This is a genomic window from Candidatus Koribacter versatilis Ellin345 (assembly GCF_000014005.1).
GTDB classification, from domain to species: domain Bacteria; phylum Acidobacteriota; class Terriglobia; order Terriglobales; family Acidobacteriaceae; genus Korobacter; species Korobacter versatilis_A.
The window spans coordinates 2,084,411-2,108,565 of the sequence record NC_008009.1; the positions used below are offsets into that span (position 1 = coordinate 2,084,411).

Annotated in this window: 22 protein-coding genes; 17 read left to right on the plus strand and 5 right to left on the minus strand. The window is 58.7% G+C overall.

Features of this window, described 5'->3' with window-relative positions; all coding sequences use genetic code 11:
- The first annotated feature begins 8 nt into the window (after window positions 1-8).
- The 8 genes from ACID345_RS26260 to ACID345_RS27370 all read left to right on the plus strand — a co-directional run bounded on the left by ACID345_RS26260 (window position 9) and on the right by ACID345_RS27370 (window position 6,734).
- A complete protein-coding gene (locus ACID345_RS26260) occupies window positions 9-617 on the plus strand; it encodes a bactofilin family protein (protein ID WP_011522519.1) in 609 nt (202 codons plus the stop codon).
- Between the two features lie 89 nt (window positions 618-706).
- Complete coding sequence (locus ACID345_RS08805; protein WP_049761834.1) at window positions 707-1,375, plus strand: class I SAM-dependent methyltransferase; 669 nt, start codon at window positions 707-709, stop codon at window positions 1,373-1,375.
- 96 nt (window positions 1,376-1,471) lie between these two features.
- Complete coding sequence (locus tag ACID345_RS08810; RefSeq protein WP_011522521.1) at window positions 1,472-2,158, plus strand: TetR/AcrR family transcriptional regulator; 687 nt, start codon at window positions 1,472-1,474, stop codon at window positions 2,156-2,158.
- Window positions 2,155-3,147 (plus strand): HlyD family secretion protein, encoded by a 993-nt coding sequence (locus ACID345_RS08815; protein ID WP_228370754.1) that lies wholly within the window; start codon window positions 2,155-2,157, stop codon window positions 3,145-3,147. Before ACID345_RS08810 ends, ACID345_RS08815 begins: the two co-directional genes overlap by 4 nt.
- Window positions 3,144-4,091, plus strand: coding sequence for an ABC transporter ATP-binding protein (locus ACID345_RS08820; RefSeq protein WP_011522523.1), 948 nt, complete (start codon window positions 3,144-3,146; stop codon window positions 4,089-4,091). Before ACID345_RS08815 ends, ACID345_RS08820 begins: the two co-directional genes overlap by 4 nt.
- On the plus strand, window positions 4,088-5,230 hold the full coding sequence (locus ACID345_RS08825) for an ABC transporter permease (protein WP_011522524.1): 1,143 nt from the start codon (window positions 4,088-4,090) through the stop codon (window positions 5,228-5,230). Before ACID345_RS08820 ends, ACID345_RS08825 begins: the two co-directional genes overlap by 4 nt.
- Window positions 5,231-5,239: 9 nt before the next feature.
- Entirely contained in the window at window positions 5,240-6,505 is a 1,266-nt protein-coding gene (locus ACID345_RS08830) for an efflux transporter outer membrane subunit (protein WP_011522525.1), read from the plus strand.
- Window positions 6,506-6,548: 43 nt separating this feature from the next.
- Window positions 6,549-6,734: a hypothetical protein gene (locus ACID345_RS27370; RefSeq protein ID WP_266190228.1), complete on the plus strand. Its 186-nt coding sequence runs from the start codon at window positions 6,549-6,551 to the stop codon at window positions 6,732-6,734.
- A gap of 66 nt (window positions 6,735-6,800) precedes the next feature.
- On the opposite strand, the gene ACID345_RS08835 is transcribed toward ACID345_RS27370, so the two are convergent.
- From ACID345_RS08835 to ACID345_RS08845, 3 genes are all read right to left on the minus strand, one after another.
- Window positions 6,801-7,313, minus strand: a complete 513-nt coding sequence (locus tag ACID345_RS08835; RefSeq protein WP_011522527.1) for a hypothetical protein — start codon at window positions 7,311-7,313, stop codon at window positions 6,801-6,803.
- Between the two features lie 141 nt (window positions 7,314-7,454).
- Complete coding sequence (locus tag ACID345_RS08840) at window positions 7,455-8,315, minus strand: OmpA family protein (protein ID WP_011522528.1); 861 nt, start codon at window positions 8,313-8,315, stop codon at window positions 7,455-7,457.
- Window positions 8,316-8,410: 95 nt separating this feature from the next.
- Window positions 8,411-9,571: a DUF1624 domain-containing protein gene (locus ACID345_RS08845; protein WP_266190191.1), complete on the minus strand. Its 1,161-nt coding sequence runs from the start codon at window positions 9,569-9,571 to the stop codon at window positions 8,411-8,413.
- A 201-nt stretch (window positions 9,572-9,772) separates the two neighbouring features.
- On the opposite strand from ACID345_RS08845, the gene ACID345_RS08850 reads away from it, so the two are divergent.
- A complete protein-coding gene (locus ACID345_RS08850; RefSeq protein ID WP_011522530.1) occupies window positions 9,773-10,483 on the plus strand; it encodes a hypothetical protein in 711 nt (236 codons plus the stop codon).
- Between the two features lie 99 nt (window positions 10,484-10,582).
- Here ACID345_RS08850 and ACID345_RS08855 read toward each other — a convergent pair whose 3' ends face one another.
- Entirely contained in the window at window positions 10,583-12,343 is a 1,761-nt protein-coding gene (locus ACID345_RS08855) for an L-lactate permease (protein WP_011522531.1), read from the minus strand.
- Window positions 12,344-12,626: 283 nt separating this feature from the next.
- Between ACID345_RS08855 and ACID345_RS25315 the strand changes: the two genes are divergently transcribed.
- The 7 genes from ACID345_RS25315 to ACID345_RS08890 all read left to right on the plus strand — a co-directional run bounded on the left by ACID345_RS25315 (window position 12,627) and on the right by ACID345_RS08890 (window position 20,748).
- On the plus strand, window positions 12,627-13,244 hold the full coding sequence (locus ACID345_RS25315; RefSeq protein ID WP_011522532.1) for a L,D-transpeptidase: 618 nt from the start codon (window positions 12,627-12,629) through the stop codon (window positions 13,242-13,244).
- 81 nt (window positions 13,245-13,325) lie between these two features.
- Window positions 13,326-13,538, plus strand: coding sequence for a hypothetical protein (locus tag ACID345_RS08865; RefSeq protein ID WP_041855558.1), 213 nt, complete (start codon window positions 13,326-13,328; stop codon window positions 13,536-13,538).
- Window positions 13,539-13,558: 20 nt separating this feature from the next.
- Complete coding sequence (locus ACID345_RS25320; protein WP_011522533.1) at window positions 13,559-14,872, plus strand: SPFH domain-containing protein; 1,314 nt, start codon at window positions 13,559-13,561, stop codon at window positions 14,870-14,872.
- Between the two features lie 171 nt (window positions 14,873-15,043).
- Window positions 15,044-16,279 (plus strand): hypothetical protein, encoded by a 1,236-nt coding sequence (locus ACID345_RS08875; protein WP_041855559.1) that lies wholly within the window; start codon window positions 15,044-15,046, stop codon window positions 16,277-16,279.
- Window positions 16,242-17,585, plus strand: coding sequence for an ABC transporter substrate-binding protein (locus ACID345_RS08880; RefSeq protein WP_011522535.1), 1,344 nt, complete (start codon window positions 16,242-16,244; stop codon window positions 17,583-17,585). The genes ACID345_RS08875 and ACID345_RS08880 overlap by 38 nt, the downstream gene beginning before the upstream one ends.
- Window positions 17,582-19,366, plus strand: a complete 1,785-nt coding sequence (locus ACID345_RS25325; protein ID WP_011522536.1) for an ATP-binding protein — start codon at window positions 17,582-17,584, stop codon at window positions 19,364-19,366. The genes ACID345_RS08880 and ACID345_RS25325 overlap by 4 nt, the downstream gene beginning before the upstream one ends.
- Window positions 19,363-20,748: a sigma-54-dependent transcriptional regulator gene (locus tag ACID345_RS08890; protein ID WP_011522537.1), complete on the plus strand. Its 1,386-nt coding sequence runs from the start codon at window positions 19,363-19,365 to the stop codon at window positions 20,746-20,748. The genes ACID345_RS25325 and ACID345_RS08890 overlap by 4 nt, the downstream gene beginning before the upstream one ends.
- 27 nt (window positions 20,749-20,775) lie before the next feature.
- Here ACID345_RS08890 and thiO read toward each other — a convergent pair whose 3' ends face one another.
- Window positions 20,776-21,831 carry a glycine oxidase ThiO gene (thiO, locus tag ACID345_RS08895; RefSeq protein ID WP_041856474.1) on the minus strand — a complete coding sequence of 352 codons (1,056 nt, stop codon included), beginning with the start codon at window positions 21,829-21,831 and terminating at the stop codon, window positions 20,776-20,778.
- Between the two features lie 49 nt (window positions 21,832-21,880).
- Here thiO and ACID345_RS25330 point away from each other — a divergent pair, with 49 nt between their 5' ends.
- Window positions 21,881-24,151: a protein kinase domain-containing protein gene (locus ACID345_RS25330; RefSeq protein WP_049761835.1), complete on the plus strand. Its 2,271-nt coding sequence runs from the start codon at window positions 21,881-21,883 to the stop codon at window positions 24,149-24,151.
- Window positions 24,152-24,155 lie beyond the last annotated feature (4 nt).

Sequence of the window (24,155 nt, forward strand, 5' to 3'; positions counted from 1 at the left end):
AGCGTTTCATGTGGAAGTCGAATAAGAAGGAAGAGGAGCACAAGGCAGCCCCGGCTCCGGCACCAGCGCCCGCGTATCATCCGCCCGCGCCGCCGCCGGCACCGCCTGTGGCCGCGGCTCCGGTAGCACCGGTCGTACAACCACCGAAGATGGAGGTCCAACCTAAGATGGGCGACATTGCGCACATTGGAAAATCAGTGATCATTCGCGGCGAACTTTCGGGCAGCGAAGATCTTTTCCTGGATGGCGAAGTAGAAGGCAGCATCGATCTGAAGGGCCATGCGCTGACAATCGGGCCGAATGGCCACATTAAGGCGAATGTGCATGCCAAGGAAGTCGTTGTGCACGGACGGGTGGATGGCAATATTCGCGCGGCGGACCGTGTGGAACTGAAGAAGTCGGCGGTGCTTTCGGGCGACATCTTTACGCAGCGCATCATGATTGAAGACGGCGCGTACTTCAAAGGCGCCATCGATATCCAGAAGGCGGGAACCGAACCGAAACCGGAGCCGAAGAAGGAAACTGCTGCGGCCGCTGCGACGAATGCGACCAACACGTTCAGTTCGAGTTCGACGTTTACACCGGCATCGCAGGCACCGCTGATCGAGACAAAATAGCGTAGACAAATTCGGTGGTAGCAAAGGCGGCCTGCGGGCCGCTTTTGTGCGTTTGGCGAGGAGGAACTCGCAACGGTTACAATACGGACGTGGCCCCAGGCTTTTTCAGTAAATTTTTCGGCGGTGGAGAAAAGAATGCCGCCGGCGAGCCCGTGTCGTCGAAAGACCGCATCCAGCGGCGGTCTACCGGATTCCAGGAATTCATGAAGACGATTGGGCGCGAGGAGAACATCTGGGTCCTCGACCTTGGGCCGACCTCACCGAGCAATATTAAGATCATCACCGAGCGCGGGCATCGCATTTATAACGAAGACGTGCTCAAGGAAGCGAACGGCGCGGAACTCAAAACCAAATCCATCGACCCCTGCAAGGAAGGGCAGACGGTGGTGGACGTGACCCGTTACCTCGCGGAGAACCTGAAGCACGATCGCGAGAAGTTTGACGCGGTGATGGCCTGGGACATTCCGGACTATCTGCCCGAAGAAGTGGTGAAGCCGACCATCGAGCGGATCCACACGATCATGAAGCCCGGCGGGATGCTGCTGGCGTTCTTCCATACAAAAGATGCGGGGCCGGATGCGCCGTACTTTCGCTATCACATTGCGGATGCACAGACACTGGAACTTCAGAAGGGGCCGCAGTTCCGCCTGCAGCGGGTATTCAATAACCGGCACATCGAGAATTTGTTTCGCGACTATGCGTCGATTAAGTTTTTTCTGGGGCGCGACAACATTCGCGAAGTGCTGGTAATTCGGTAGTTTCCTAGACAATTTCTAGCGGTAAGGACGTTCGTCGAGTACGAGCGACTTGACATTTTTGTGCAACCAGTAATTAATTAATGCATCAATTAAATTATGCACACGAAAGCCAAAGTGAAGACGAAGGTGGGGCGACCGGCAGCAAGGCTGGGGCTTGGCGCCCGAGAACTTCTGCTGAATGCGGCGACAGAGCTCTTCGCGGAATCGGGGGCAGGCGCGACGACGTTTGCCATGATCGCAAAGCGCGCAGGGTTGACGCCGGCAATGCTGCACTACTACTTCAAAGATCGCGATGAGTTATTCGATGCGGTGGTTGAGGAGCGCCTTTTACCGCTCATTCGAAATGTGTGGGGGCCGGTGCATGCGGGCGAAGACGCGGCGCAGATCGTAGAAGGGGTCGTCGGACGGTTGCTGGAGGGCGTGGAGAAGGCACCGTGGCTACCCTCCACATGGATGAGGGAGATTTTGAATGAAGGTGGCGCGCTTCGGGAACGGATTCTCGAGCGGTTGCCATACGAGAAGCTGCGGATCCTGGGGAACGCTATTGCACGCGGGCAAAAGGACGGATTGCTGAACCCGGCGATCGTGCCGCTGCTGGCGGTGCCATCGACGATTGGGTTGGCGATGCTGCATATGGCGACGGCGAATACATGGGCTGCGATTCTCCACCAGGCACCGCTCAGCCGGGAAGCGATGAGGAAACACATCACCGGGTTGTTGTTAGATGGGCTCTGCCATAAGGGCAGAGCCTCGGCCAAAACTATTTCACGAGAGAAAAAATGATGAACCGAGGACAAAAGTCTCTCTTCCTTCGGGGCCGCGTTTTGCGTGGCCTGCTGATCCTGGTATTCGCAACGATGGGTTTCGTCGGATGCTCGAAGCGAGGGGATAGCGGATACCAGGGGTACGTCGAAGGCCGATATGTGTATGTTTCAACGCCGCAGGCGGGACGCCTTGATCACCTGGCGGCGGCGCGCGGCGACACTGTGAACGCGAGCCAGGCACTGTTCACGCTGGATCAAGAGCCAGAGCATTCCGCAGAGTTGCAGGCGCGCAAGACGCTGCTCGCGGATGAAGGAAGACTCGCCGATCTGAAGACGGGGAAGCGCCCGCCGGAGAAAGATGTGATCTCGGCGCAGTTGGCGCAGGCGAAGGTCGAGTTGCAGAAGTCGGAAGATCTGCTCAAGAGCGACGAGGCGCAATACGCGGCGGGAGGATTTTCGCTGACGGACTTGATTAGCGCGCGGGCGGCGGTTGCAGCGAATGCTGCGATCGTTCGGCAGTTCCAGAGCAACCTTGAGGTAGCGGCGTTGCCGGGACGTGAGGAGCAAATTGCAGCACAGGCTGCAGTGGTAGCGGCGGACAAGGCAGCACTGCAGCAGGCGAAATGGAAGCTACAGCAGAAGCAGGTTGCCGCGCCGAAAGATGGGCTGGTCTTCGACACGCTGTACCGGGAGGGCGATTGGGTTGCGGCGGGAACGCCTGTAGTGCAGATGCTGCCACCGGCGAATGTCGAGGTGCGGTTCTTTGTTCCCGAGACGATTGTGGGAAAGCTGAAGATCGGGCAGAAGGTGAACGTTCACTGTGACGGTTGCGACGCAGAGGTGGCTGGAGAGATCAGCTTCGTGTCGAACCAGGTGGAGTACACGCCTCCGGTGATTTACAGCAACGAGAACCGTTCCAAGCTGGTGTTCATGGTGATCGCGAGGCCTGCAGCGGACAAAGCGGCTTCGTTGCATCCGGGCCAGCCTGTGGAGGTGACGCTGCCATGAATACCGCAGGGAATAGCGAATACGCAATTGATGTCGAAGGCCTGAACAAGCATTTTGGCAACAAGCATGTGGTGAACAACGTTTCGCTGCGAGTGCGGAAAGGAGAGATCTTCGGATTTCTCGGTCCGAACGGCAGCGGCAAGACAACGACGATCCGAATGATGTGCGGGCTGCTGAAGCCGGATTCGGGGACTGGCACGTGTCTTGGCTTTGACATTCAGCGCGAGAGTGCGGCGATCAAGCGCAATGCCGGCTACATGACACAGCGGTTTTCGTTCTGGGATGACCTGACGATTACGGAGAACCTCGATTTCGTTGCGCGGATGTATGGGCTTCCGAACCGGAAGGAAGTAGTGCGGCAGACGATTGCGGATTTGGGGCTGTCGAGCCGTGCGAACCAGTTGGCGGGCCAGTTGTCGGGGGGATGGAAGCAGCGCATGGCGCTGGCGGCGTGCATGCTGCATAACCCGCAATTGCTGCTTCTCGATGAGCCGACGGCGGGGGTTGATCCGAAAGCCAGGCGCGATTTCTGGGATGAGTTGCAGGGACTCGCGGCGAAGGGAATCTCGGTGCTGGTGAGCACGCATTACATGGATGAGGCGTCGCGTTGCCACAAGCTCGCCTACATTGCATACGGCAGGCTGCTGGCTGAGGGAACAGGAGCAGAGGTGATCGCGAGCCAGAAGCTGAGCAGTTGGTCAATTTATGGTGACCACCTGATTGAATTGCAAGAGAAGTTGCGAACGCTGCCAGGCGTGGACCAGACGGTGATTTTCGGAGATGGTCTGCACGTGAGCGGAGCCGATGCTGCGGCGCTGGAGGAAAGCGTACGGCAGGCCGCGGCGGGTAAGAACTTGCGGGCTGAAAAGATCGACACAGGGCTAGAGGATGTCTTCATTTACATGATGACCCGCTCTGCCGATAACTTCGGAGGCCAGCAATGAGTGCGCACAGCCGTTTCTCGTTCAGCCGCTGGTGGAGCATCGTGCGCAAGGAGGGTCTCCAACTCCGACGCGATCGGGTCACGTTCGCGATGATCGTTGGCGTTCCGATACTGCAGATGGCGCTATTTGGATACGCGATCAACACGGATCCGAAGCACCTCGATACGGCGATCGTGGATGCCGATAAGACGGACATCACGCGCAGCCTGGTGTGGTCGATGAAGAACTCCGGTTACTTCAAATTCGTCGGCGAGCTGCCGAACGAAGAGGCCGGCAAAAAAGCTCTGGACCAGGGGAAAGTGCTTTTCGTTGTCAACATTCCGGCCGGATTCACGCGGCAACTGTTGCGCCACGAGCATCCGGCTTTATTGGTGGAAGCGGATGCAACGGACCCTACGGCGGCTGGTAACGCAATTTTCTCACTCAACGGGATAACGCAAACGGTGATGCAGCGGGAGCTGACCGGGCCATTGGCGTCGCTGGCGGGTACTCAGGCACCGTTCGAATTGCGGGTTCACCGAATGTACAACCCGGATGGCATTACGCAATACAACGTGGTGCCTGGACTGATGGGCGTGATTCTCACACTCACGATGGTGATGATGACCGGCCTGGCGATTACGCGCGAGCGTGAACGCGGGACGATGGAAAACTTGTTGGCGATGCCGTCGTTGCCGATCGAGGTGATGACGGGAAAACTGATTCCGTACATCGGCATCGGGCTGATCCAGGTAACGATCATCCTGCTGGCGGCGAGATTTGTTTTCAATGTGCCGTTTTTCGGGAATATCGGCGCGATCTACCTGGTTGCGATGCTGTTCGTGGCTGCGAACCTGACGGTGGGAATCACGCTATCGTCGATGGCGCAGAACCAACTGCAAGCGGTGCAACTGACAGTGTTCTACTTTCTGCCGAACATTCTATTGTCGGGGTTCATGTTCCCGTTCCAGGGCATGCCGAAGTGGGCGCAGGTATTGGGAAACCTTCTGCCCCTCACCTATTTCAACCGGCTGATACGGGGAATCATGTTGAAAGGGAATGGGTGGGAGAACTCATGGCCGAGTGTATGGCCGCTCATTGTGTTTACGGTCGTAGTTATGTCGATCGCGGTAAAGACTTACCGCCAGACGTTGGATTGAGGTGAATCCATGGTTGGATCTTTGAGATTTGGGATCGTCGCGGTAGTCGCTGGTGCTCTGACGGGATGCACGGTTGGCCCGCGGTATCACGCGCCGGCGCGTCCGTCGGTGGGAACCTACACGCCGGAGCCGCAACCGACGAAGACGGTGCAATCTGCGGGAAAAGACGGTGCGTCGCAAACGATCAAACGCTCGAGCGACATTCCGGCAGAGTGGTGGACGGTATTTCAGTCGCCGCAACTGGACCGTATGGTGCATGAAGCGCTCGCGAACAGCCCGACGCTTGCGCAGGCGAATGCTCGTTTGAAGCAGGCACAAGAAGAGTCGAATGCGCAGACGGGGGCGGCGAAGTATCCGACGGTAAGCGCGAACGGAAGCGCGACGCGGGAGAAACTCAATCTCGCGACTTTTGGCGTACCGTTTCCCAGCCCAGGGCCGTTCACGCTTTTGAATGGTTCGGTGGTGGTGTCGTATGCGCTCGACATTTTTGGCGCGAAGCGGCGATTGATTGAAGGCCTGAATGCGCAGGTGGAATTCCAGGAGTGGCAGTTGCAAGGCGCGCGATTGATGCTCGCAGGAAATGTGGCATCCGCGGCGATTCGGCAGGCAGAAGTGCGGGCGCAGATGGATGCGACGCGGAGCTTGCTGGCATTGCAGGAGAAGAGCGTAAGTATCGCCGAGAAGCGCTATGCGGCGGGGGGATTTTCTGAGTATGACGTGCGCAGTCAGCAAAGAACCCTGGCGGAGATACAGGCGAGTTTGCCGCCGCTGGAGCAACAGCTCGACAGCTTGAACCACCAGCTTGCATTTCTGATGGGAAAGACACCGGCGGAGGCGCAGGTGCAAGCTTTGAGCCTCAATGGTCTGCATCTTCCGCAGGAGTTGCCGGTGAGCGTGCCGTCGGAAATGGTACGGCAGAGGCCGGATATCCGGGCGGCAGAGGCGCTGCTGCACCAAGCGAGCGCAAACGTTGGCGTGGCGACGGCGAATTTATATCCGCAAATTACGCTTTCAGGAAGCGCTGGCGGGATCGGGACGAGCTTTACTGAGGGCGGCGCGGTGTGGAATGTTGGCGCATCGTTGAGCCAGCCGATTTTCAACGGCGGACAGCTGCGAGCGGAGAAGCGGAAGGCGGTTGCTGCCTACGATGAAGCGGGCGCGACGTATCGGCAAACGGTTCTGGAGTCATTCCGCGAGGTGGCGGATGTTTTGCGGGCGATTGAGCACGATGCGCAGACCCTGAAGTCGCGGACGGAGGCAGCGTCCCCAAGCTGAGAGGGCATACGACATTGCGTCGAAGCGATATGCGGCGGGTGGAATCAGCCAGGTGGCACTGCTCGATGCCCAGAGAGGGATGTTGCAGACGCAACTCGATCGCGTTTCGTCGCAGGCGGCACGATATTCGGATAGCGTGACACTGTTGCAGGCGCTGGGCGGAGGCTGGTGGAATGGGCCCGTCACGCAGGGTGGAGCGACACGAGCGTCGGCGGTTCAGCCGCGGTGAGTCATCTGCTGGAGAAGAAAAAGGCGCTCAGGCAGGTGAGCGCCCCTTTGTGTCGGTGCAGGCCAGCTATTGATTCATCAGCGGGACCTGCGACGCGAGTTTCAACTCGACGATCATGTTGGTGCGACGGTCGATCTGGAAGAACATGGCGGTTTTCTTGGGTGAGACGACCTTCTCGAATTCCGGTATCCACTTGATGCGGAGGTTAGACATGTCGGTGTCGGCCTTAAGCCAACGGTTGATGAAACTGTTGGCATCGGCGTCCGTCATAGTGGCGTACTTGTCAGCGTATTCCTTGATGAGCGCGTAGCGAGTGTCATTGATTTTGGCGACTTCACCGATGTACCTGTCGTAAACAGGCCAGAACTTCGTTGCCTCAGTATCGGTGAGAGTCATGTTGGAGGCGACAATCTGCTTTTTGGCGGACTTGATGTCCTGGCGCATCATCTTGATAGCGTCATCGGTGAGCTGTTCGGCGGTTGCGGCTTTCGGCTCAGGTGCGGAATTTTGCGCGGACGCGAAGGAGGATACTCCCACCAGACAAAGTAGAACAATCGAGAACGCAAGCTTCTTCTTCAAGATGAACTCTCCTTGAATTCGACTACGAAAAGGCTAAGGAAATCGGCGGTCGTGGAGAACTAGCAAAAGTGACAGAGCGTTGCAAGAGAACAGAATGCAGGGAAAGCTGGCGGGCGCGGGGCTCGCCAGCTCGTACGGTGCTCAGTTTCCAGCGGGTGAGAGGCCCTTGTTGACCATGACCTTTACTTCTACGCGTCGGTTCTCTTTGCGGCCCGTGGCCGTCTCGTTGGATGCCACGGGATTAGAAATTCCCATGGCGCCTGGCGAAACGATGTGACGCGGGGGAACGCTGCAATCCTGCATCAAGAAGTTAACGACCGCGAATGCGCGGTCTTTGCTGAGGGTCTGATTCATTGCGGCGTTGCCGGTGGAATCGGCGAACCCTTTGACTTCGATAATGTAGCCGGTAAGCTTCGTGGCTTCGGCTGCAAGGTCGGTCAATGCTTTCTTGTCCGCGGCTGCAAGGGAAGATTTTCCTGAGACGAAGTAGACGACAGCTTCCTTCTTGACGTCGAAGTCAGTGAGATCGTCGAAGCGCTTGTTGACGGCTTGTTGGTTCTCATCGATCTGCTGCTTGTTGGTGTCGATATTCTCTTTATTTTCCCCAATCGATTGCTTGTTGGCATCGACCTTTTGTTCCGTAGGGGTGAGGCCGGCCTGGATCATGCTCGCGGTCTGGAGATCGTCTTTGCTGAAGGTGATCTCTTCGGCGATGAACTTGCCACCGGCGTCCAGTGCGCCCTTCACGCTGACTTTCAAGCCAGGAATGAGGCTTGCCCACGACATTTGTTGCTTGCGAAGACCGAGGCCCTTCGGCGATTGGACCTTGGTTGAATCGGTGAGGGTTACGTCCTGATTGCCGTCAGCAGTTTTCAGGGACAGGACATCGGACGTGCGCGTTGTGATCAGGCCTTTGATTGTTTTGGCATCGCCAGCGAAAGCGGAACCGGCAAAGCAGAGTACGAGACAGAGCGCAATGATCCATACCGCAGCTTTTTTCATAGCGGAGTAGCTCCTTGGAAGGTAGTCCTAAAACTACGGCCAGGAGCGAGCATCGAAAACTGGCAGAAGTGTCAGAGGCGCGAAGGGGCTATTTCTCAGAGATAACTCAACCACCAATCACGGCGTCGTTTTTTGAGTCGCGAGAACCAGAGGCAGGCTGGATACAGGGCGGCAAGCGTCGCGAGCCAGAAGGCGTAGACAACCCAAAGAGGAAATCCGAAGTCGGGAGGAAAGAGTTTGGGGTCACCGCCCATAGAAGGTGCGGGAAGCAGGAGGAATGAAGTGTGGCGATAGTAGACGAAATTCATCAAGATGCTGCCGAGGTGAATGACGAAGAGATGCGTAGCGTAATAGAAGAACGGAACGCGTCCGAAGACCACGAAAGGGTTGGCTTCGGAAAGGCCCATGTTTTCGAGACGCGAAAGGACGATGAACGCGGGGCCGAGCGTCATCAATAAGAATTCGAGCGACGGCGGGTATTTAGTGACGTTGAGGAAGGAAAGCACGGTGAGGGTTGCGGTGGACTGATGGATCCAGCGAGAAGGATCGCCGTAGATGTTGATGCCACGCACGACGAAGAAAGCAGCGGTCATGGTCAGGCCAAGGCGCAGCAGGAAACTTTGACGACGCGCGAGATCCCAAAGGAACACGGTGCCGAGACAGAAGCCGGCGGACATGACGAAGATCCACGGAACTATCGGATAGGCGGTGACGAAGTTGAATCCTGCGACCGTGAAGAGGCCTTGCTGATGGAGGATGTCCCAGAGCCATGCAAAGCGGCCGAACTTATCGGCGGTCAGCGGGTCGAAGGCGTTGTGGATCACGATCACGAGAAGACTCAGCGGCGCGAGAACGCGGATTGGGAGATGCGCGAGTGCAGCGAGAGCGATCATCGATGCGCCGAGTCCCCAGAGGATAAGCAGAATGATGACGGATCCACGGTAGCTCACCTGCGAGAACATCACGACGCGCAGGATCGTATTTTCGATAAGAATGAGCCAGAGGCCGCGGGTCAGGAGGAACCATGAGAGTTCGCGCTTGGTGTGATTGCCGCGCGACATCCAGAGAAATGCGCCGATGCCGGCGGTAAGAAAAAAGACCGGGGCGCAGAAGTGGGTGATCCAGCGGGTGAGGAAGATCGGCGCGGTGGTGCGGGTAAGGTCGGTGGGGGAGAACTGCATCGCGCCGCGATGGACGAAATCGCGAATGTGGTCGATGGCCATCAGCATCATGATGGCGCCGCGAAGAATGTCCACCGATTGGAGGCGCTTCGATCGGGCCGAAGTCGCTTGATTGAGAGATAAAAATGGACGGCTGCTCATCCGCGAATACCCACAGTGGGGAAGATGGTATCGCATTGGTTCGGCCTCGCGAGTGATCCACTCGGGAGGATTTGGAGATGTCCACTTGGAGCCGCCGGTTGACGGAAAACTTGATCGGCTGCGACACTCGGAGCGATGGCTTATAAGGGGAAGATTGAGTTCGCTCACGAACGCAAGATTCGTGAGCGCAACACCACCGTTTACCGCATTTGTCACCTGCCGATCTGGATTTGGGTGTTTTTCCTGGCGCCGGGGCCGCTGACGTTCAGCCTATTCGCGCATGGATTCAATCGCTACAACGCGATGTGGCTCGGAGTGGTGCTGATTGGCGTTTTCATCGCGGGCTACTTCGCGCAGTTGCCGGGCTGCGAACATGGGCCCTACATCATCCGGTTCGATGAGGACAAACCGAATCCGTTGTACCGGAAGGTCTGCTACACGTTCGCGTGGAATGCGGCGCTGAACTTTGCGCTGCTAAATTTGGCGGGGCTGGTAATCGCGGTCGTGACGGGTACCTGGTACATGAAGCAGATTTACAACACCGCGTACTTCGCCATTCTGGCCGTCGTGCTTTTGTTTGGACTGCTCCAGCAATTGCCGCGGTGTAAGCGGTCAACTAAATACGAAGGCATCGAGCGGCGGTATTTCTACGGGACAGTGTGGTCGGTGACGATTGCGCAGACGGTGCTGCTCATTTTGTGGAAGGCGCTGCCGCGGAACCACACGATCGATATTGCGGAACTCATTGTGTACGTCGTGGTACTGGCGTCTGTAGGCGTACTGGCGGTGAAGGGGAGGCTTCCGCGGACGCGGCCGATCTTGCCGGGAGAGGTGATCGCGGAGTGATGTCGTCCGCTAAAGCGGACTCTCGACGTGGAGCTTGGCTTGTCCCACCACTCTCGTGGTGGGCTTATTTATTGCGTCGCTGCGCGACTCTCTGATTTCTTAGCGAATCACCAACTTCGTAAACGGATACACATATGCCTCCAAGGTCACGACGATTCCAACTAGCGCGGCCAGAGCAATCGAGTGGAAGAAGACGTAGCGGAGGATTTTGCCTTCGTGGCCGTACCACTCGGTGGCGGTGCTAGCGACAACGATGCTTTGGGCGTCGATCATTTTGCCCATGACCCCGCCGGCGCTGTTGGCGGCGCACATGAGCGTGGGTGAGAGATTCAGTTGCTGCGCGCTGATTTTCTGAAGGCTCCCGAAGAGGACGTTGGATGCGGTATCCGAGCCGGTGAGGGCGACTCCGAGCCAGCCGAGCATGGTTCCGAAGAACGGATAGAGCATGCCAGTGCGTGCGAAGGCCAGGCCCATGGTGGCATCGAGGCCGCCGTAGCGTGTGAGGAAGCCGATAGCCATCATGGCGCTGATGGTGAGAAGTGAATAGCGCACCTTCATTAACGTCGTTCCGTAGTTGCGAATGAGCTTGGGCAGGCTCAGGCCCATGATGAGTCCGGCGAGGATCGAAGCGATGAAGATGCCGCTGCCGGTTGCCGAAAGCCAACTAAGCACGAAGACGGCGGCTTCTTTCGCCGGTGCGGGAACTACCGGCGGTACGCGCAGCACCATCTTGTCGAGGCCGTGCACGGCGAATTTCGGTGCGGAGAGCTTGTCGAGGAAGGTCTTGGCTTGAGGGGTTCCCCAGATAAATACGCAAACGCTCAGGACGATCCACGGGAGCCAGGCGCGAAAGACTTCGCCGCCGGTGTAGCGATTGGGATCGTGGCCAACATTCTCGCCTTCGCCGGGGAAACGCCATACGCGCTTCGGCTTCCAGAACTTCATGAAGGTAATGAGCGCCGCCATCGAGATGACAGCGGCCACGATGTCCACCAGCCAGGGACCGTGGAAGTTCGACATGAGGTATTGCGGGATTGCGAAACAGATTCCTGCAACGGCAATCGCAGGCCAGATTTCGAACATGTCGCTCCAGCCAACGAAGGCGACGATTAGCCAGAAGGGAACCAGCAAGGAGAAGAAGGGGAGGATGCGTCCAACCTGCGCGCCGAGAACCATCTCGCTGATGCCGGTGACGCCTTTGAGTCCGAGAATTGGTGTTCCCAATGCACCGTAGGCAACCGGAGCAGTATTCGCAATGAGCGAGAGTCCCGAAGCTTCGAGCGGACGGAAGCCGAGGCCGATGAGGATCGTTGCGGTAACGGCGACGGGCGTTCCAAATCCTGAAGCGCCTTCAAAAAACGCCCCGAAACAAAACGCGATCAGCAACAACTGGAGGCGCCGGTCCTGAGTGACATTCATGAGGCTGTGCTGCATGACTTCGAAGCGTCCGGTGACGACAGTGAGGTTGTAGAGAAAGATGACGTTGATGATGATCCAGCCGATGGGGAGCAGGCCGTATCCGGCGCCGTAAACCATGGTGGCCGCAGCCATGCGGCCGGGCATATGGAAGGCGAAGATGGCAACGATCATCGCGGCGGAGAGCCCAAGCACGGCGGACCAGTGCGCGGGGACTTTCGTCGAAGCGAGTGCGCCGAGAAGGACGATCACCGGAATGGAAGCGACGATCGTAGAGATTAGCCAGCTACCGAGCGGGTCGTAACCCTGCGACCAGGGAGCACCGGCGGGCGGCATCCGCAGAATCACGGTGGCGGCGATCGCGAGCAGGACGACGACGGCGAGGGGAATCCACGGGGAAGCAGTGGGTTTTGCGGTAGACGGGGCCGGCGTGCTGGAGGACATAGGGGCGTGTCTCCTTCGGCGAGTTGCTATTGCTTGCTCTTGGATGCGAGCCGCAGATTCGCGCACGACGATATACGAGAGCTTCAGTCTTCGCCAACCACCGAAAAGCGCTAGTCTCGCCGGCTATTGCGTGTCAGCCCTGACACACGCGTGTTCCGGTACCCACGTTTCAGACCCGAATCTTTCCGCTAAGTGCTTCTTTCTCAATCACTCCAGCATTGGTCAGGACGGTGCATTTCCTGTAGGCGCAAGGCGAACGGAAATTAATCCAGAGGTGAACGAAATGCGGCGGCTGATCGGTGAACTCGACGGAAAAGCGAAGTGGATGGGAACGGTGGTTCTTCTGCTGGCAATGCGCGCGACCGCGCAGACCGTCCAGGCGACGGAAGCAAGACCGATGGAAGCTCCTAGGCCGACGCGGCTGATCCTGGTGAGCATTCCGGACCGCAAGCTGGCCCTTCTGGAAGACGACAAAGTAGTGAAGGTTTATCCAGTGGCGGTTGGGAAAGATTCGACACCGAGCCCTGAAGGCACGTTCACGATCAAGAGCCACGTGACCAACCCGACCTATTACCACGAAGGCAAAGTGGTGGCACCGGGACCGCAGAACCCGCTGGGTTCGCGCTGGATGGGCCTGAGCGAAAAGGGATATGGCATCCACGGAACGAACGCACCGAAGTCGATCGGCAAGGCGGCTTCGCATGGATGCATCCGGATGGCGAAGAAGGACCTGGAAGAACTCTTCACCCTGGTGAAGGTGGGCGACGGGGTGGACATCCGCGGCGAGCGGGATGAACAGATGGCGCAGGTATTCGGAGTTGAGGCGGATGCAACGCCGGCAACTACGGTGGTGGCGGCGATACAGAACGCGCCGGTAGCAGCTTCGGCGGGTGGTTTCTAACGGACGAAAATCCCCACCCCTAACAAGTTAGGGTGGGGCACCCAGTGTGAGTAAGTACAGAGGAAGCAGTGGAGGTGAGCCATGCAAAGCGCAATGACAATCTTGACGGTGGTAGGCGGGCTGGTGTTTTCGGTGTCGTGCGCACTGCTGGTGGAGGAGCTGATCTTCGGCGGACTGTTCAAGCTTTTCTTCCAGAAGAAGTCGGATCAGAGCAAGACCTGGTTTATCGGTAGCGCCGATCGGCCAGTGCTGATTCCGGTGAAGGTCGAACAAAAACAGCGTAGGGCGAAGTAGCAACTTTTAAGGAGGTTGCCATGTTGGTGTTCAAGCATTTGCTGATGTTGTCGGGAGTGGCGCTGATCGTGGTGGCCGCTGCGATCGTTGCGTATGACTTCTTTCTGAAAATTCAATTCCGCCGGGCGGCCGCCGGAGGAGTTCCAATCGCCAAGCCTGAGCCGGTGCGCTGGCGGATGACGACGGTCTTCTTCGCCCTGGCATGGGCGCCGATGTTGATTGCCGCCAGCATCGCAGTGGTTTCGAGTGGAGAGGCTGGCGTGCGCGTAAGTGAGACGAGCGGGACATTGAGCGGCACGCTGTATCCGGGAGTGCACTTCGTTACGCCAGTGCTCGAGCACGTGGAAACCTTCGATACGCGCGACAAGCTATTCACGACCGGAGTGGCCGAGGATGCGAAGGCTGCAAGTGGACACGGCAAAGGTGCGCTGACTGTCCAAGCGAAGGAAGGGCTCTCGCTGGGGCTGGCGATCACAGTGCGTTATCGCTTGGATCCGAAGCGGCTCGACTACATCCAGTCGCATTTGCCGCAGCCGGTGGAAACCGAACTCGTCCCGCCCGTGGTGGCGAGTGCGTGGCGTGAGGTCGCGCCGAATTACACGGTCAGGGAGATGTTCAGCGCGAAGCGTGAAGAGGTGCGACAGCGCGCGGCGGGGATCATTACTGCAAAGCTCGCGAAGGACGGCGTGATAGTGGAAGAAGTCATGCTGCGCGATATCCAACTGCCGCCGGAGTATGCGAAAGGCTTGGAAGACCTGCTCCTGAAAGAACAACAGAACGATCAGCTTTCCGTGCAGACCGAGATGCAACAGAAGCAGGTGCGGATTTCGGAACTCGAAGCCGAAGCTGACAAGGCGCGGTCGGTGAAGCAGGCGGAAGGCGCGGCACAGGTGAAAGTTCTCGAAGCCAAGGGTGAGGCCGACGCCATGCAATATACGCTGCCGCTGAAGGAGAAGCAGATCCAACAGTCGAAGTTGGAAGCGGAAGCGCGCAAGGAATCGACGATTAAGAATGCCGAGGCTGCGGCTGAAGCGAAGGTGATCGACAGCAAGGCGGAGCTACAGCGTCGCAACATGCTGGCCGACGCCGAGGCCAACCGCATTCGGGTGACGGCTTCGGCAGATGCCGAGCGGCTGCGTCAGGAAGCTGCGGTACTGAAACAGAATCCTCTGCTGATCAACAAGATCGTGGCCGAAAAACTATCGGACAAGATCCAGGTGATGATGGTGCCGAGTGATGGGAAATTCTTCTTCGCGAACGATGTCATGAAGAGCTTCGGCGCGCCGGGCTCGGCGAGCAGCGAAGAAGCGGAACCGCAAGGGGGCTCACACTAAGAGCGACGGAGTGGGCGGGGTCTCCAACTCCACTGCACTCCGTGCGGTTTCGCATACGGGATTCGCCATCTGGTGTGGCGAATGAAAAGCCGGGTGAGGGAGGAGCCGCCGCCCTCTCCTCATCCGGTTCGACATTGTGGATACAGCGGCGGAGGATTTCATGGGGCGGCGATGAAGTTCGGCATCTATAATGCGCGGCAGAGCATGACTCTCCAACGGCTGTTTTTCGGGCTCCTGGCGCTGGTTCTCAGCGTGACGCCAGTTTACGCGGCGACTCCGGAAGCATGGGCGGCGCCGGCGGCGAGGCTGGCGAAAGAGATTGCGAATATCTCGGGGCCGGGGACAGTTGTACTCACTCTGAAAAACCAATCCACCATTTCTACTGATGAGGTCGCGGCGATCCGGCGCGCGATCGAAGCGCAACTGCGTGTGAACGGCGTACAGATTCGTTCGGCAGAAAACGCTGCCACGACGGTTGCGATGACGCTCTCCGAAAATCTGCAAGGCTGGCTTTGGGTTGCCGAGGTGACGCAGGGGAGCGAGACGAAGGCGGCGCTGGTGAGCGTCGCGCGGGCGGGGAACGTCGCAAGCGCGGGAACCGGACCGGCGATGACGCTGAAACGTACGCTGGTGTACTCACAAACAACATCGATTCTCGATTTCGCGACGATTCATGCCGGCAACGACACGCATCTCGTGGTGCTTGATGCTGCGAATGTGTCTTTATATAAGTCCACGGGAACGAAATACGAGTTGGAGCAGGCGTTTCCGATTATGCATTCGCGAGCATTTCCGCGAGACCTGCGCGGAAGGCTCACGCTCGGGAAAGACCATCTTTTCGACGCGTATTTGCCCGGCGTGATCTGCTCGAGCAATGCAGCGACACCAATCACGGTGAACTGCCACGAGAGCGACGATCCCTGGCCGCTCGGCTCTCAGAAAGCGCTGTTCAATTCGGCGCGGGATTTCTTTACCGGCGCGCTGTTCCCGGGGATTGGCAAGCCGGTTAGCCCATTCTTCACTGGCGGGGAGCTGCCGCGCAGCAACTACACGTTGTGGATCTTCACCGGCGTGGATGGCGTGGTTCGCGAGAGCGACGGGATGAACGAACGTCGGGTGCCAGGATCCATCAGTGGCGATTGGGGAAGCGACCTGGCGGGGGTACGAACGGCTTGTGGATTGGGAACACAGTTGCTGGTTACATCGGCAGGCGATGTAGTGGATTCGATCCGAGCCTATGAGGTGCCGGACCGCGAACCGGTGCTGGTGAGCGCGGCCTTGGGATTCGACGGACCAATTATGGCTCTGTGGACCTCGATGGATGGCACCACGGCGAATGCGGTGGTTCACAACACGACAGGAGGACGATATGAAGCGTACAACGTTTCTGTTGCTTGTAATCAGTAGCGTCCTTCTGACGTCATTAGGATTCGCGCGCACCAGGCCGCGACAGGGTGGAACGTTGCGGGTAGAGATGCGCGCCGAAGCTTCGCAGTGGATGAACTCGGCCGTCCGGATGCTGGTGTTCGATTCGCTCACGCAAATGGACGATAGTGGACACGTCGGTCCCGCATTGGCGGTGCGCTGGGATTCGCAGAGCGACGATCGTCGGTGGCAATTCTGGTTGCGCCCGGATGTGCGTTTTCATGATGGCACACCTTTATCCGCGGCAACAGTAGTGCAGTCGTTGACGGCCCAGGCTTGCGTTGGGTGTCCGTGGCGGTCGGTACATGTGTCGGGTGACTCGGTGGTGTTTGAGTCGGAGACGCCGGTGCCACAACTGCCCGCGCTGCTGGCGAATTCGCGTTACGCGGTTGGGCGGCGCGATGAGAGCGGTAACCTGGTAGGTACCGGGCCTTTCCGATTCGCAGCGATGGTGAATGGCGCAGCGACGCTGAGTGCGGTGGAGGATTCGTCGCGGGGGCGGCCGTACGTGAATGCAATCGAGGTGCGAGGGCAGCGGTCGTTACGGGATCAGTGGATGGATGTGAGCGTCGGTCGGGCAGATGTGGTGGAGGTTCCGGCCGAGCTGCTACGACGGGCGCAGCAGGAACACATGCGACTGCTGATTTCGCGCGATGTGGATTTGATTGCGCTGGTAATTGATGATTCAGATTCTGCAGTGCGGGATGCGCGAGTGCGCGAAGCTCTGGCTCTGAGTATCGATCGCGGCGCGCTGTTCAACGTCGTATTTCAGAAGCAAGGTGAGGTCACCGCGAGTCTGTTGCCGAACTGGTTGAGCGGATATTCATTTGCGTTTCTGTCGACACCGAATCTCTCGAAGGCGAAGGAATTGAGGTCGCAGCTCGATAAGCCGGCGGACCTGACACTGAGCGTAGAGGGCGGCGATCCCGTGCTTCAACTGATTGCGGACCGAGTCGCCTTGAACACGAAAGATGCGGGGCTGACCGTTCGTGCATTGAGTACACCGGGGCGAAGCACATTGCGTTTGTTGCGACTGCACGTGGAGGAGACGATGCCGGGAGCCGCATACGTTACGTTGACGGGACAGCTTGCACAAGGAGAGCGCTCCCCGGCGGAGGATGTGGTCGCGGTGTTTCACCAGGAGCAGGAATTGCTCGCGAAGCGAACCGTAGTCCCACTGCTGTATACGCCGCGGTCAGTGGCATATGCGCCGCGGGTGCATGACCTCGCGCTGAGCCCAGATGGCGGGTTACGCATGGCAGACTTCTGGTTGGAGGACGCGAAGTGAATCTGCGCCAACGCCTGCTGCTCGTGTTCTCGCTGACAGTGATCATCGCGGTGGGAGCAGTGGGCTACATCGTTTCGCTGCGCACGCGCGAGGCTTTCGCGCAAGCGGACCAGGAGCGTACGAGTGGACTGGTCGCGCAGTTTCACCGCGAGTTTGATCGGCGTGGCGCGGATGTCAAGGCGCGGCTGGGGCGGATGGCGGCCAGTGATGAGGTGAGCCGCATTGCATTTGATTTAGGGCGAGGCGGCGATTCGTCCATTTACTTGAGCGAGGCGGGAACGCTGGCGCAACAGTACGGTCTCGACTTCCTCGAAATGCTCGGACCCGACGGTAGCATTATCAGTTCGGCGCAGTGGCAAGCGCGCTTTGGATATAAGGAGACGATTCCGGAGAACAGCAGCACGGCGTTCCTGAAGCGCGAAGAGTTGACGAACGGAAGCGCGGTGGGCTTGTTTGCAGTGAAAACGCTGCGTGCCGGCGATACGACTGTGTATCTCGTGGGCGGCGAGCGGCTCGATCGCGAGTTCCTGCAGTCATTGGCGACACCGGTGGGTACGCAGGCGTTGCTGTATCGCGTCGGCGAGAGCGGGTTTCAGTCGCAGAATTTGATCGGGCTAGAGGGAGCGGTTGTCGCGCCGGAGAAGTATCGTCCACTGCTGATGCTGGCGATGCATGATCGCAAGGAAGTCAGCGCGATTGTCGCTCCGACGGCGGATCGCAAAGACAGTCTGTACATGACCGCGATCCCGCTGAGCGATCGCTCGGGGCAAGTGGTCAGCGTGCTGATGATTGGTAGTCCTCGTCGCGGGTTGATCGAATTGCAAGATCACATCCGCGCGGTGGCGCTGACGGTGGGCGGGCTCGGCATTCTGCTGGCGATTGCCGTGAGTTTGTGGATCACCGGAAGAGTGACGCGGCCGATTGTCGAATTGGCAAATGCGTCGCGGCAGGTTGCTGCTGGAGAGTTGAATGTCTCGGTGAGTCCGCATGGTGCGAGCGGTGAGGTTGCAGAGTTGGCAGAGGCCTTCAATCGCATGACTTCGCAACTGCTGGAGCAACGCGAACGGTTGGTACAGAGCGAACGCGTCGCGGCGTGGAGAGAATTAGCGCGTCGGCTGGCACATGAGTTGAAGAACCCGCTGTTTCCGCTGCAACTGACTGTCGAGAACATGGTGAAGGCGCGCGAGGTGATGCCGGAGGAGTTTGACGAGATATTTCATGAGAGCGCGACGACGCTGATGGCGGAGATCCAGAACCTGAAAGGGATTATCCAGCGCTTCAGCGATTTTTCGAAGATGCCACAGCCACAGTTGCAGGCGGTGAAGGTGAACGAGATCGTGGAACGCGTTGCGACGCTGCACGCTCCGGCACTGGCAAATCGCGAGCATCCTGTGAAGATGGAAATGCAACTGGATGCAGCGGTGCCGGTGATCGCCGCTGATCCGGAACTACTGCATCGGTCTCTGTCGAACCTGGTACTCAATGCATTGGATGCGATGCCGCAAGGTGGCACGATCACAATGCGCACTGCAGCGCGCGAAGAGACGGTGCGGATTGAGGTTGCCGATACCGGTACCGGCCTGACCAAGGAAGAATGCGAACGGCTTTTCACGCCCTATTACACGACCAAGCAGCATGGCACGGGGCTGGGATTGGCGATTGTGCAATCGGTGATCACCGATCATGGCGGCACTATTGGAGTGGAGAGTGCGCCGGGACAGGGCGCGACGTTTATTATTGAACTTCCGCGACGCACCGCCGCCAGCGGAACGACCGCATGACTGCGAAAGCTGAAATCCTGATTGTGGACGACGAGGCGAACACACTGGCCTCCTTATCGCGCGCGTTTCGTCTGGCCGGTCATGAGGCAACGGTGTGTGACAACGCTGTGCGAGCACTGGAGATTGCGAAATCCAAGCCGTTCGATTTGATCTTGAGTGATGTGGTGATGCCCGGGCGCGATGGTCTTACGTTGCTGGAAGATTTGAAGACTGCGGGTGTGCAAGCGCCGGTGGTGATGATGTCTGGCCAGGCGCACATCGAGATGGCGGTGAAGGCGACGCGACTTGGTGCATTGGATTTCCTGGAGAAGCCGCTTTCGACCGACAAGCTACTGCTGACAGTCGAAAATGCACTGAAACTCAAGCGGCTTGAGACGGAAAACCGCGATCTTCGTAGTCGCGTGGGCAAACACGAGATTGTTTGGAAGGGCGAGGCGATGCGCCGGGTTATGGCGCAGATTGATCGCGTCGCGGCCAGCGAAGCTCGCGTATGCATCTACGGCGAGACGGGTACTGGAAAAGAGCTTGCAGCGCGGACGCTTCACGAGAAGAGTCCGCGCAAGGCCGGGCCGTTCATCACGCTGAATTGCGCGGCGGTGCCCGCGGAACTGATCGAGTCAGAGTTGTTCGGCCACGAAAAGGGATCCTTCACCGGTGCAGCGCAGCGGCATATCGGCAAGTTTGAGCAGGCGCATCGCGGAACTCTGTTTCTTGATGAAATTGGCGACATGCCGCTAGCGATGCAGGCGAAGCTTCTGCGCGTGCTGGAAGAGGGTGAGGTCGAGCGCGTCGGCGGAGATAAATCGATACCTGTCGATGTGCGCGTTATCGTTGCGACCCACCGTAACCTTGAAGACCTGGTGAAAGAAGGGAAGTTTCGGCAGGACCTGTTCCATCGCGTGTATGTGTTTCCGCTGATCCTTCCGCCACTGCGGACGCGCCGCGAAGACATTCCTGTGCTACTTGAACACTTTGCCGCGCAGGTGTGTTTGCAGAATGGCTGGAAGCCGGTGCCGTTTACGGCAGAAGCCGTCGAGGCCCTGCAGCGATATTCGTGGCCGGGCAACGTGCGCGAGATGCGCAACGTTGTGGAGCGACTGCTGCTGCTGGCGGTGGCGGGAGAAGTTGACCGCGCCACTGTTGAGTTGGCACTACCCGAAGCTCAGACCGCCACTAGCGATACGGGCAGTGGGCCGCTGTCGTCCCGTGTGGCGCAGTATGAGCGCGAGGTGATTCTGGCGGAGTTGCAGCGGCAGAAGCATCACATCACCAACACGGCGAAGGCCCTCGGTCTTGAGCGCAGCCATCTTTATAAGAAATGCCAGGCGTTGGGGATTGATTTGCGAGCGGTGCGCGGAACGGCGCCCGGCGCGGTCCGCTAATGAAGCAAGCATACGCAAATCAAGAAATCAGCGCTGGAACCGATTCGGAGCCAATGGGCGCAGATCGATCTCCGGAGTTCTACCTTCAATAAGCGCGGCCATGACCTCGGCGGTCGCAGGCGCGAGAAGAATCCCATCACGATAGTGTCCGGCAGCGATGTAATGGTTCGGCGCCAATTTGCCGAGGAGGGGGCGTCCGTCCGGAGTGCCGGGCCGGAGGCCCGCCCATGCGTCATGAGTGCGCATATCTTTCACGGCCGGCAGGATGGATTCGGCGGAAGAACGAAGCTGCTGAATGACGTCCGGGTTCACTTGTTTGTCGAAGCCCCCTTCTTCGAGGGTGGAGCCGATAATGATTCGTCCATCGCTACGAGGGACGAGGTAAACATCGGTGGCGCGGATGACGTGGCGCAGCACCGGCGGGTGTGGCGTGGGGTGGGCGAGTGGAACCACACAGAGCATTTGTCCTTTGACCGGTCGGGTTGGGTTCGGGGGCATGAGCTGTCCGGCCCACGCCCCGCCGCAGTTCACAATCGCTGCAGCGTGATAGATGGTCTGCTCGGTTCGAACCTCATTGTCTGTAACTGAGAGAACCGGAGAACCACTGGCGACGTCGCCGCCACGATGTTTGAAAGCACGCAGCAATGCGGAGCAGAGAAGCCGCGGATCGACCCAGCTCTCGGGTAAGAAATAGGCATTCGCACGCGGAACGACGCCGGGCTCGATAGTTACGACTTCTTCTGCGGTGAGTGCTTTCGATTTCGGATGCAGCGCCGAATATGACGACGGATCGAGGAACGTGATCACGCCTTCATTGCGGAGATCAACTTTTTCCTGGGACTCGTCTTCGAGCTCATGGACGAACTCCGGGTACATGGCGGCGCTGATCTCGGCGAGCGGCTGCATCAGGCGGTCGTTGTGCGGATCGCAAACGGCAATCATGCCAGCTGCTGCGTACGAGGCCTCGCGGCCGGGCTCGCCGCGCTCGACAACAAGAACGCGAAGCCCGGATTTCTGGAGCTTCCAGGCGAGCGAGAGGCCGATGACACCGGCGCCGATGACGATGACGTCGTGGGAGCGCACGGCCTTATTGTAAAGGGTCGTAGTGTATGCTTCTGGCCGACGGGAAGCCATGATTGGGTCAACGATTTCTCACTACAAACTGCTCGACAAACTGGGCGCGGGCGGCATGGGCGTGGTGTATCGCGCGGAGGACACGCGACTGGGGCGGCAGGTCGCCTTGAAGTGTCTCCCGGCCGAGTATGCCGCCGATCCGCAGATGGTGGAGCGCTTCCTGCGCGAGGCGCGATCGGCGTCGGCGTTGAATCATCCGAATATCTGCACGATTCACGAGGTAGATGTTGCCAATGGGCAGCACTTCCTCACTATGGAGTTGCTCGAGGGGCAAAGTCTTCGCGATCGCATTGCGTCGGGGCCGATAGCGACGGACGAGTCGATCCGGATTGCGGTCGCAGTTGCGGACGCACTTGATGCCGCACATGAGAAGGGTATTGTTCATCGCGACATCAAGCCGGCGAACATTTTCCTGACGGAGCGTGGCGAAGCGAAGGTGCTCGATTTCGGGCTGGCGAAGCTGGAAAGCTCGAATCTCGCGATGTCGGCGACGGTGGATGCGAACCTCACGAGCCCGGGGCAGGCGATCGGCACGATTGCGTACATGTCGCCGGAGCAGGCGCGCGGCATCGACGTAGATGCCCGAAGCGATTTGTTTTCGCTGGGGGTTCTGATCTATGAGATGGCGACGGGAGTTCCACCGTTTCCGGGTGCAACGTCGGCGCTGATTTTTGACGCGATTCTCAACCGGCAGGCGACACGTGCGTCGAAGGTGAACGCTGCGACGCCGGCGGGATTGGAGAACATCATCGCGAAGCTGCTGGAGAAAGATCCGCGGTTGCGCTACCAGAGTGCGGCGGACCTCCTGGCGGACTTGCGTCGATTGCAGCGGGACGGTGGTACCGCCAGCGTTGCTGCGGCGATGCCCGCGCAGAGGGCCCGGAAGACGAGCAAGGCGATTGATTCGATCGCGGTGCTGCCCTTCAAGAACGCGACGGGCGATGCTGAACTGGAGTACATCGGGGAGGCGATCGCTGAAGGTGTGCTCGACGGGCTCTCGCACCTGCCAAAGGTGAGGATCGTTCCGCGCAGCAAGGCATTTCGTTTTCGCGACGAGGCTGAGGATCCGCAGAGCGTTGGAAAGAAGCTTGACGTTCGAGCGGTGTTGACCGGACGGGTGAGCAAACGCGGCGATCAACTGAACATTCGCGCCGAACTTGTCGATGTAGCAAAAGACGCGCAGCTCTGGGGCGCACAGTTTAGCCGCACGGTGAACGATGCTCCCGATCTCCACGAAGAGATTGCAAAGCGCGTGGCTGAGAAGTTAGAGGGGCCGTCGTCTGCGGGATCGAAGGGTGGGAAGAAATCCGAGAAGGTCGAAACCACTTCCGTTAATAAAGAGGCACAGGCCTTGTATTTACGCGGCTCGCACCACTTAAACAAGTGGACTGCCGACGGTGTGCAGCTGGGCATTGAATTGTGCAAGCAGGCGATTGACCTTGAGCCAACTTACGCCGAGCCTTACGCGGCAATGGCGATGTCGTATGCGGTTTCGGGTGTCCTCGGCTCCTTGGACGCGGAGCTTTCCCAGCGACAAGCGAAGGCGCTTGGGCAGAAAGCACTTCAGCTAAATGAAGCTCTTCCGGAGGCACACGCGGCGTTGGCGATTGTCTGCTACTTTACTTTCGAGCTTAGTGCGGCCGTACGGTTTGGCGAGCGCGCGATCGAGTTGGCTCCAGACCTGCCCATCGCCCGCTATGCTTTGGCGATGGGTCTCTCCACCAAAGGACGGATCGAGGAAGCCACTTCAATTCTGCGTGAGGCTGCCGATACGGATCCTCTCATGCTGCCGGTGAACTACGCCTACGGCCTGATGCTCTACTACAGTCATCGTTGGGATGAAGCCGCAGCCCAACTGCGGAGAGCGCTCGAGGTCCTCCCGACGATGCAACTTGCGCAAGGGATGAGAAGCGTCGCGCTGGCGCGAGGCGGCCGCCACGAGGAAGCAAAAGCGCAGTACCAGGAGTTCATCCGCGATCATCCGACTACACCTTGGGGAACGATCGAAGCCTACCTCGCAGCGCTCGCCGGCGAACGAGAGAAAGCCATGCAATTGCTAGCGGTACCCAGAACCCATCCGATTTCCTTGTTCTTTGCTGCCGGCGCGTACGGCGCACTAGGAGAACTCGACCTCGGATTCATTGAACTGGAGCGCGCCCGTGAGGTGCGTTTTAGCGTGTTGTGCACTGCCCGGGCAAATCCGATCTTCGATCCTTACCGTTCGGATCCTCGGTGGCCCGGGTACCTGGAGTCGCTGCGTCTGAACTAGCCAC

Excerpts from the sequence above, each read along its gene's own strand:
- ACID345_RS08815 (WP_228370754.1), top strand. The coding sequence starts at position 2,155 with ATGATGAACCGAGGACAAAAGTCTCTCTTCCTTCGGGGCCGCGTTTTG.
- ACID345_RS08890 (WP_011522537.1), top strand. The coding sequence starts at position 19,363 with ATGACTGCGAAAGCTGAAATCCTGATTGTGGACGACGAGGCGAACACA.
- ACID345_RS08840 (WP_011522528.1), bottom strand. The coding sequence starts at position 8,315 with ATGAAAAAAGCTGCGGTATGGATCATTGCGCTCTGTCTCGTACTCTGC.
- ACID345_RS08855 (WP_011522531.1), bottom strand. The coding sequence starts at position 12,343 with ATGTCCTCCAGCACGCCGGCCCCGTCTACCGCAAAACCCACTGCTTCC.
- ACID345_RS08875 (WP_041855559.1), top strand. The coding sequence starts at position 15,044 with ATGAAGTTCGGCATCTATAATGCGCGGCAGAGCATGACTCTCCAACGG.
- ACID345_RS08865 (WP_041855558.1), top strand. The coding sequence starts at position 13,326 with ATGCAAAGCGCAATGACAATCTTGACGGTGGTAGGCGGGCTGGTGTTT.
- ACID345_RS08850 (WP_011522530.1), top strand. The coding sequence starts at position 9,773 with ATGGCTTATAAGGGGAAGATTGAGTTCGCTCACGAACGCAAGATTCGT.
- ACID345_RS25320 (WP_011522533.1), top strand. The coding sequence starts at position 13,559 with ATGTTGGTGTTCAAGCATTTGCTGATGTTGTCGGGAGTGGCGCTGATC.
- ACID345_RS25315 (WP_011522532.1), top strand. The coding sequence starts at position 12,627 with ATGCGGCGGCTGATCGGTGAACTCGACGGAAAAGCGAAGTGGATGGGA.
- ACID345_RS25330 (WP_049761835.1), top strand. The coding sequence starts at position 21,881 with ATGATTGGGTCAACGATTTCTCACTACAAACTGCTCGACAAACTGGGC.
- ACID345_RS08820 (WP_011522523.1), top strand. The coding sequence starts at position 3,144 with ATGAATACCGCAGGGAATAGCGAATACGCAATTGATGTCGAAGGCCTG.
- ACID345_RS08830 (WP_011522525.1), top strand. The coding sequence starts at position 5,240 with ATGGTTGGATCTTTGAGATTTGGGATCGTCGCGGTAGTCGCTGGTGCT.
- ACID345_RS08825 (WP_011522524.1), top strand. The coding sequence starts at position 4,088 with ATGAGTGCGCACAGCCGTTTCTCGTTCAGCCGCTGGTGGAGCATCGTG.
- ACID345_RS26260 (WP_011522519.1), top strand. The coding sequence starts at position 9 with ATGTGGAAGTCGAATAAGAAGGAAGAGGAGCACAAGGCAGCCCCGGCT.
- ACID345_RS08880 (WP_011522535.1), top strand. The coding sequence starts at position 16,242 with ATGAAGCGTACAACGTTTCTGTTGCTTGTAATCAGTAGCGTCCTTCTG.
- ACID345_RS08810 (WP_011522521.1), top strand. The coding sequence starts at position 1,472 with ATGCACACGAAAGCCAAAGTGAAGACGAAGGTGGGGCGACCGGCAGCA.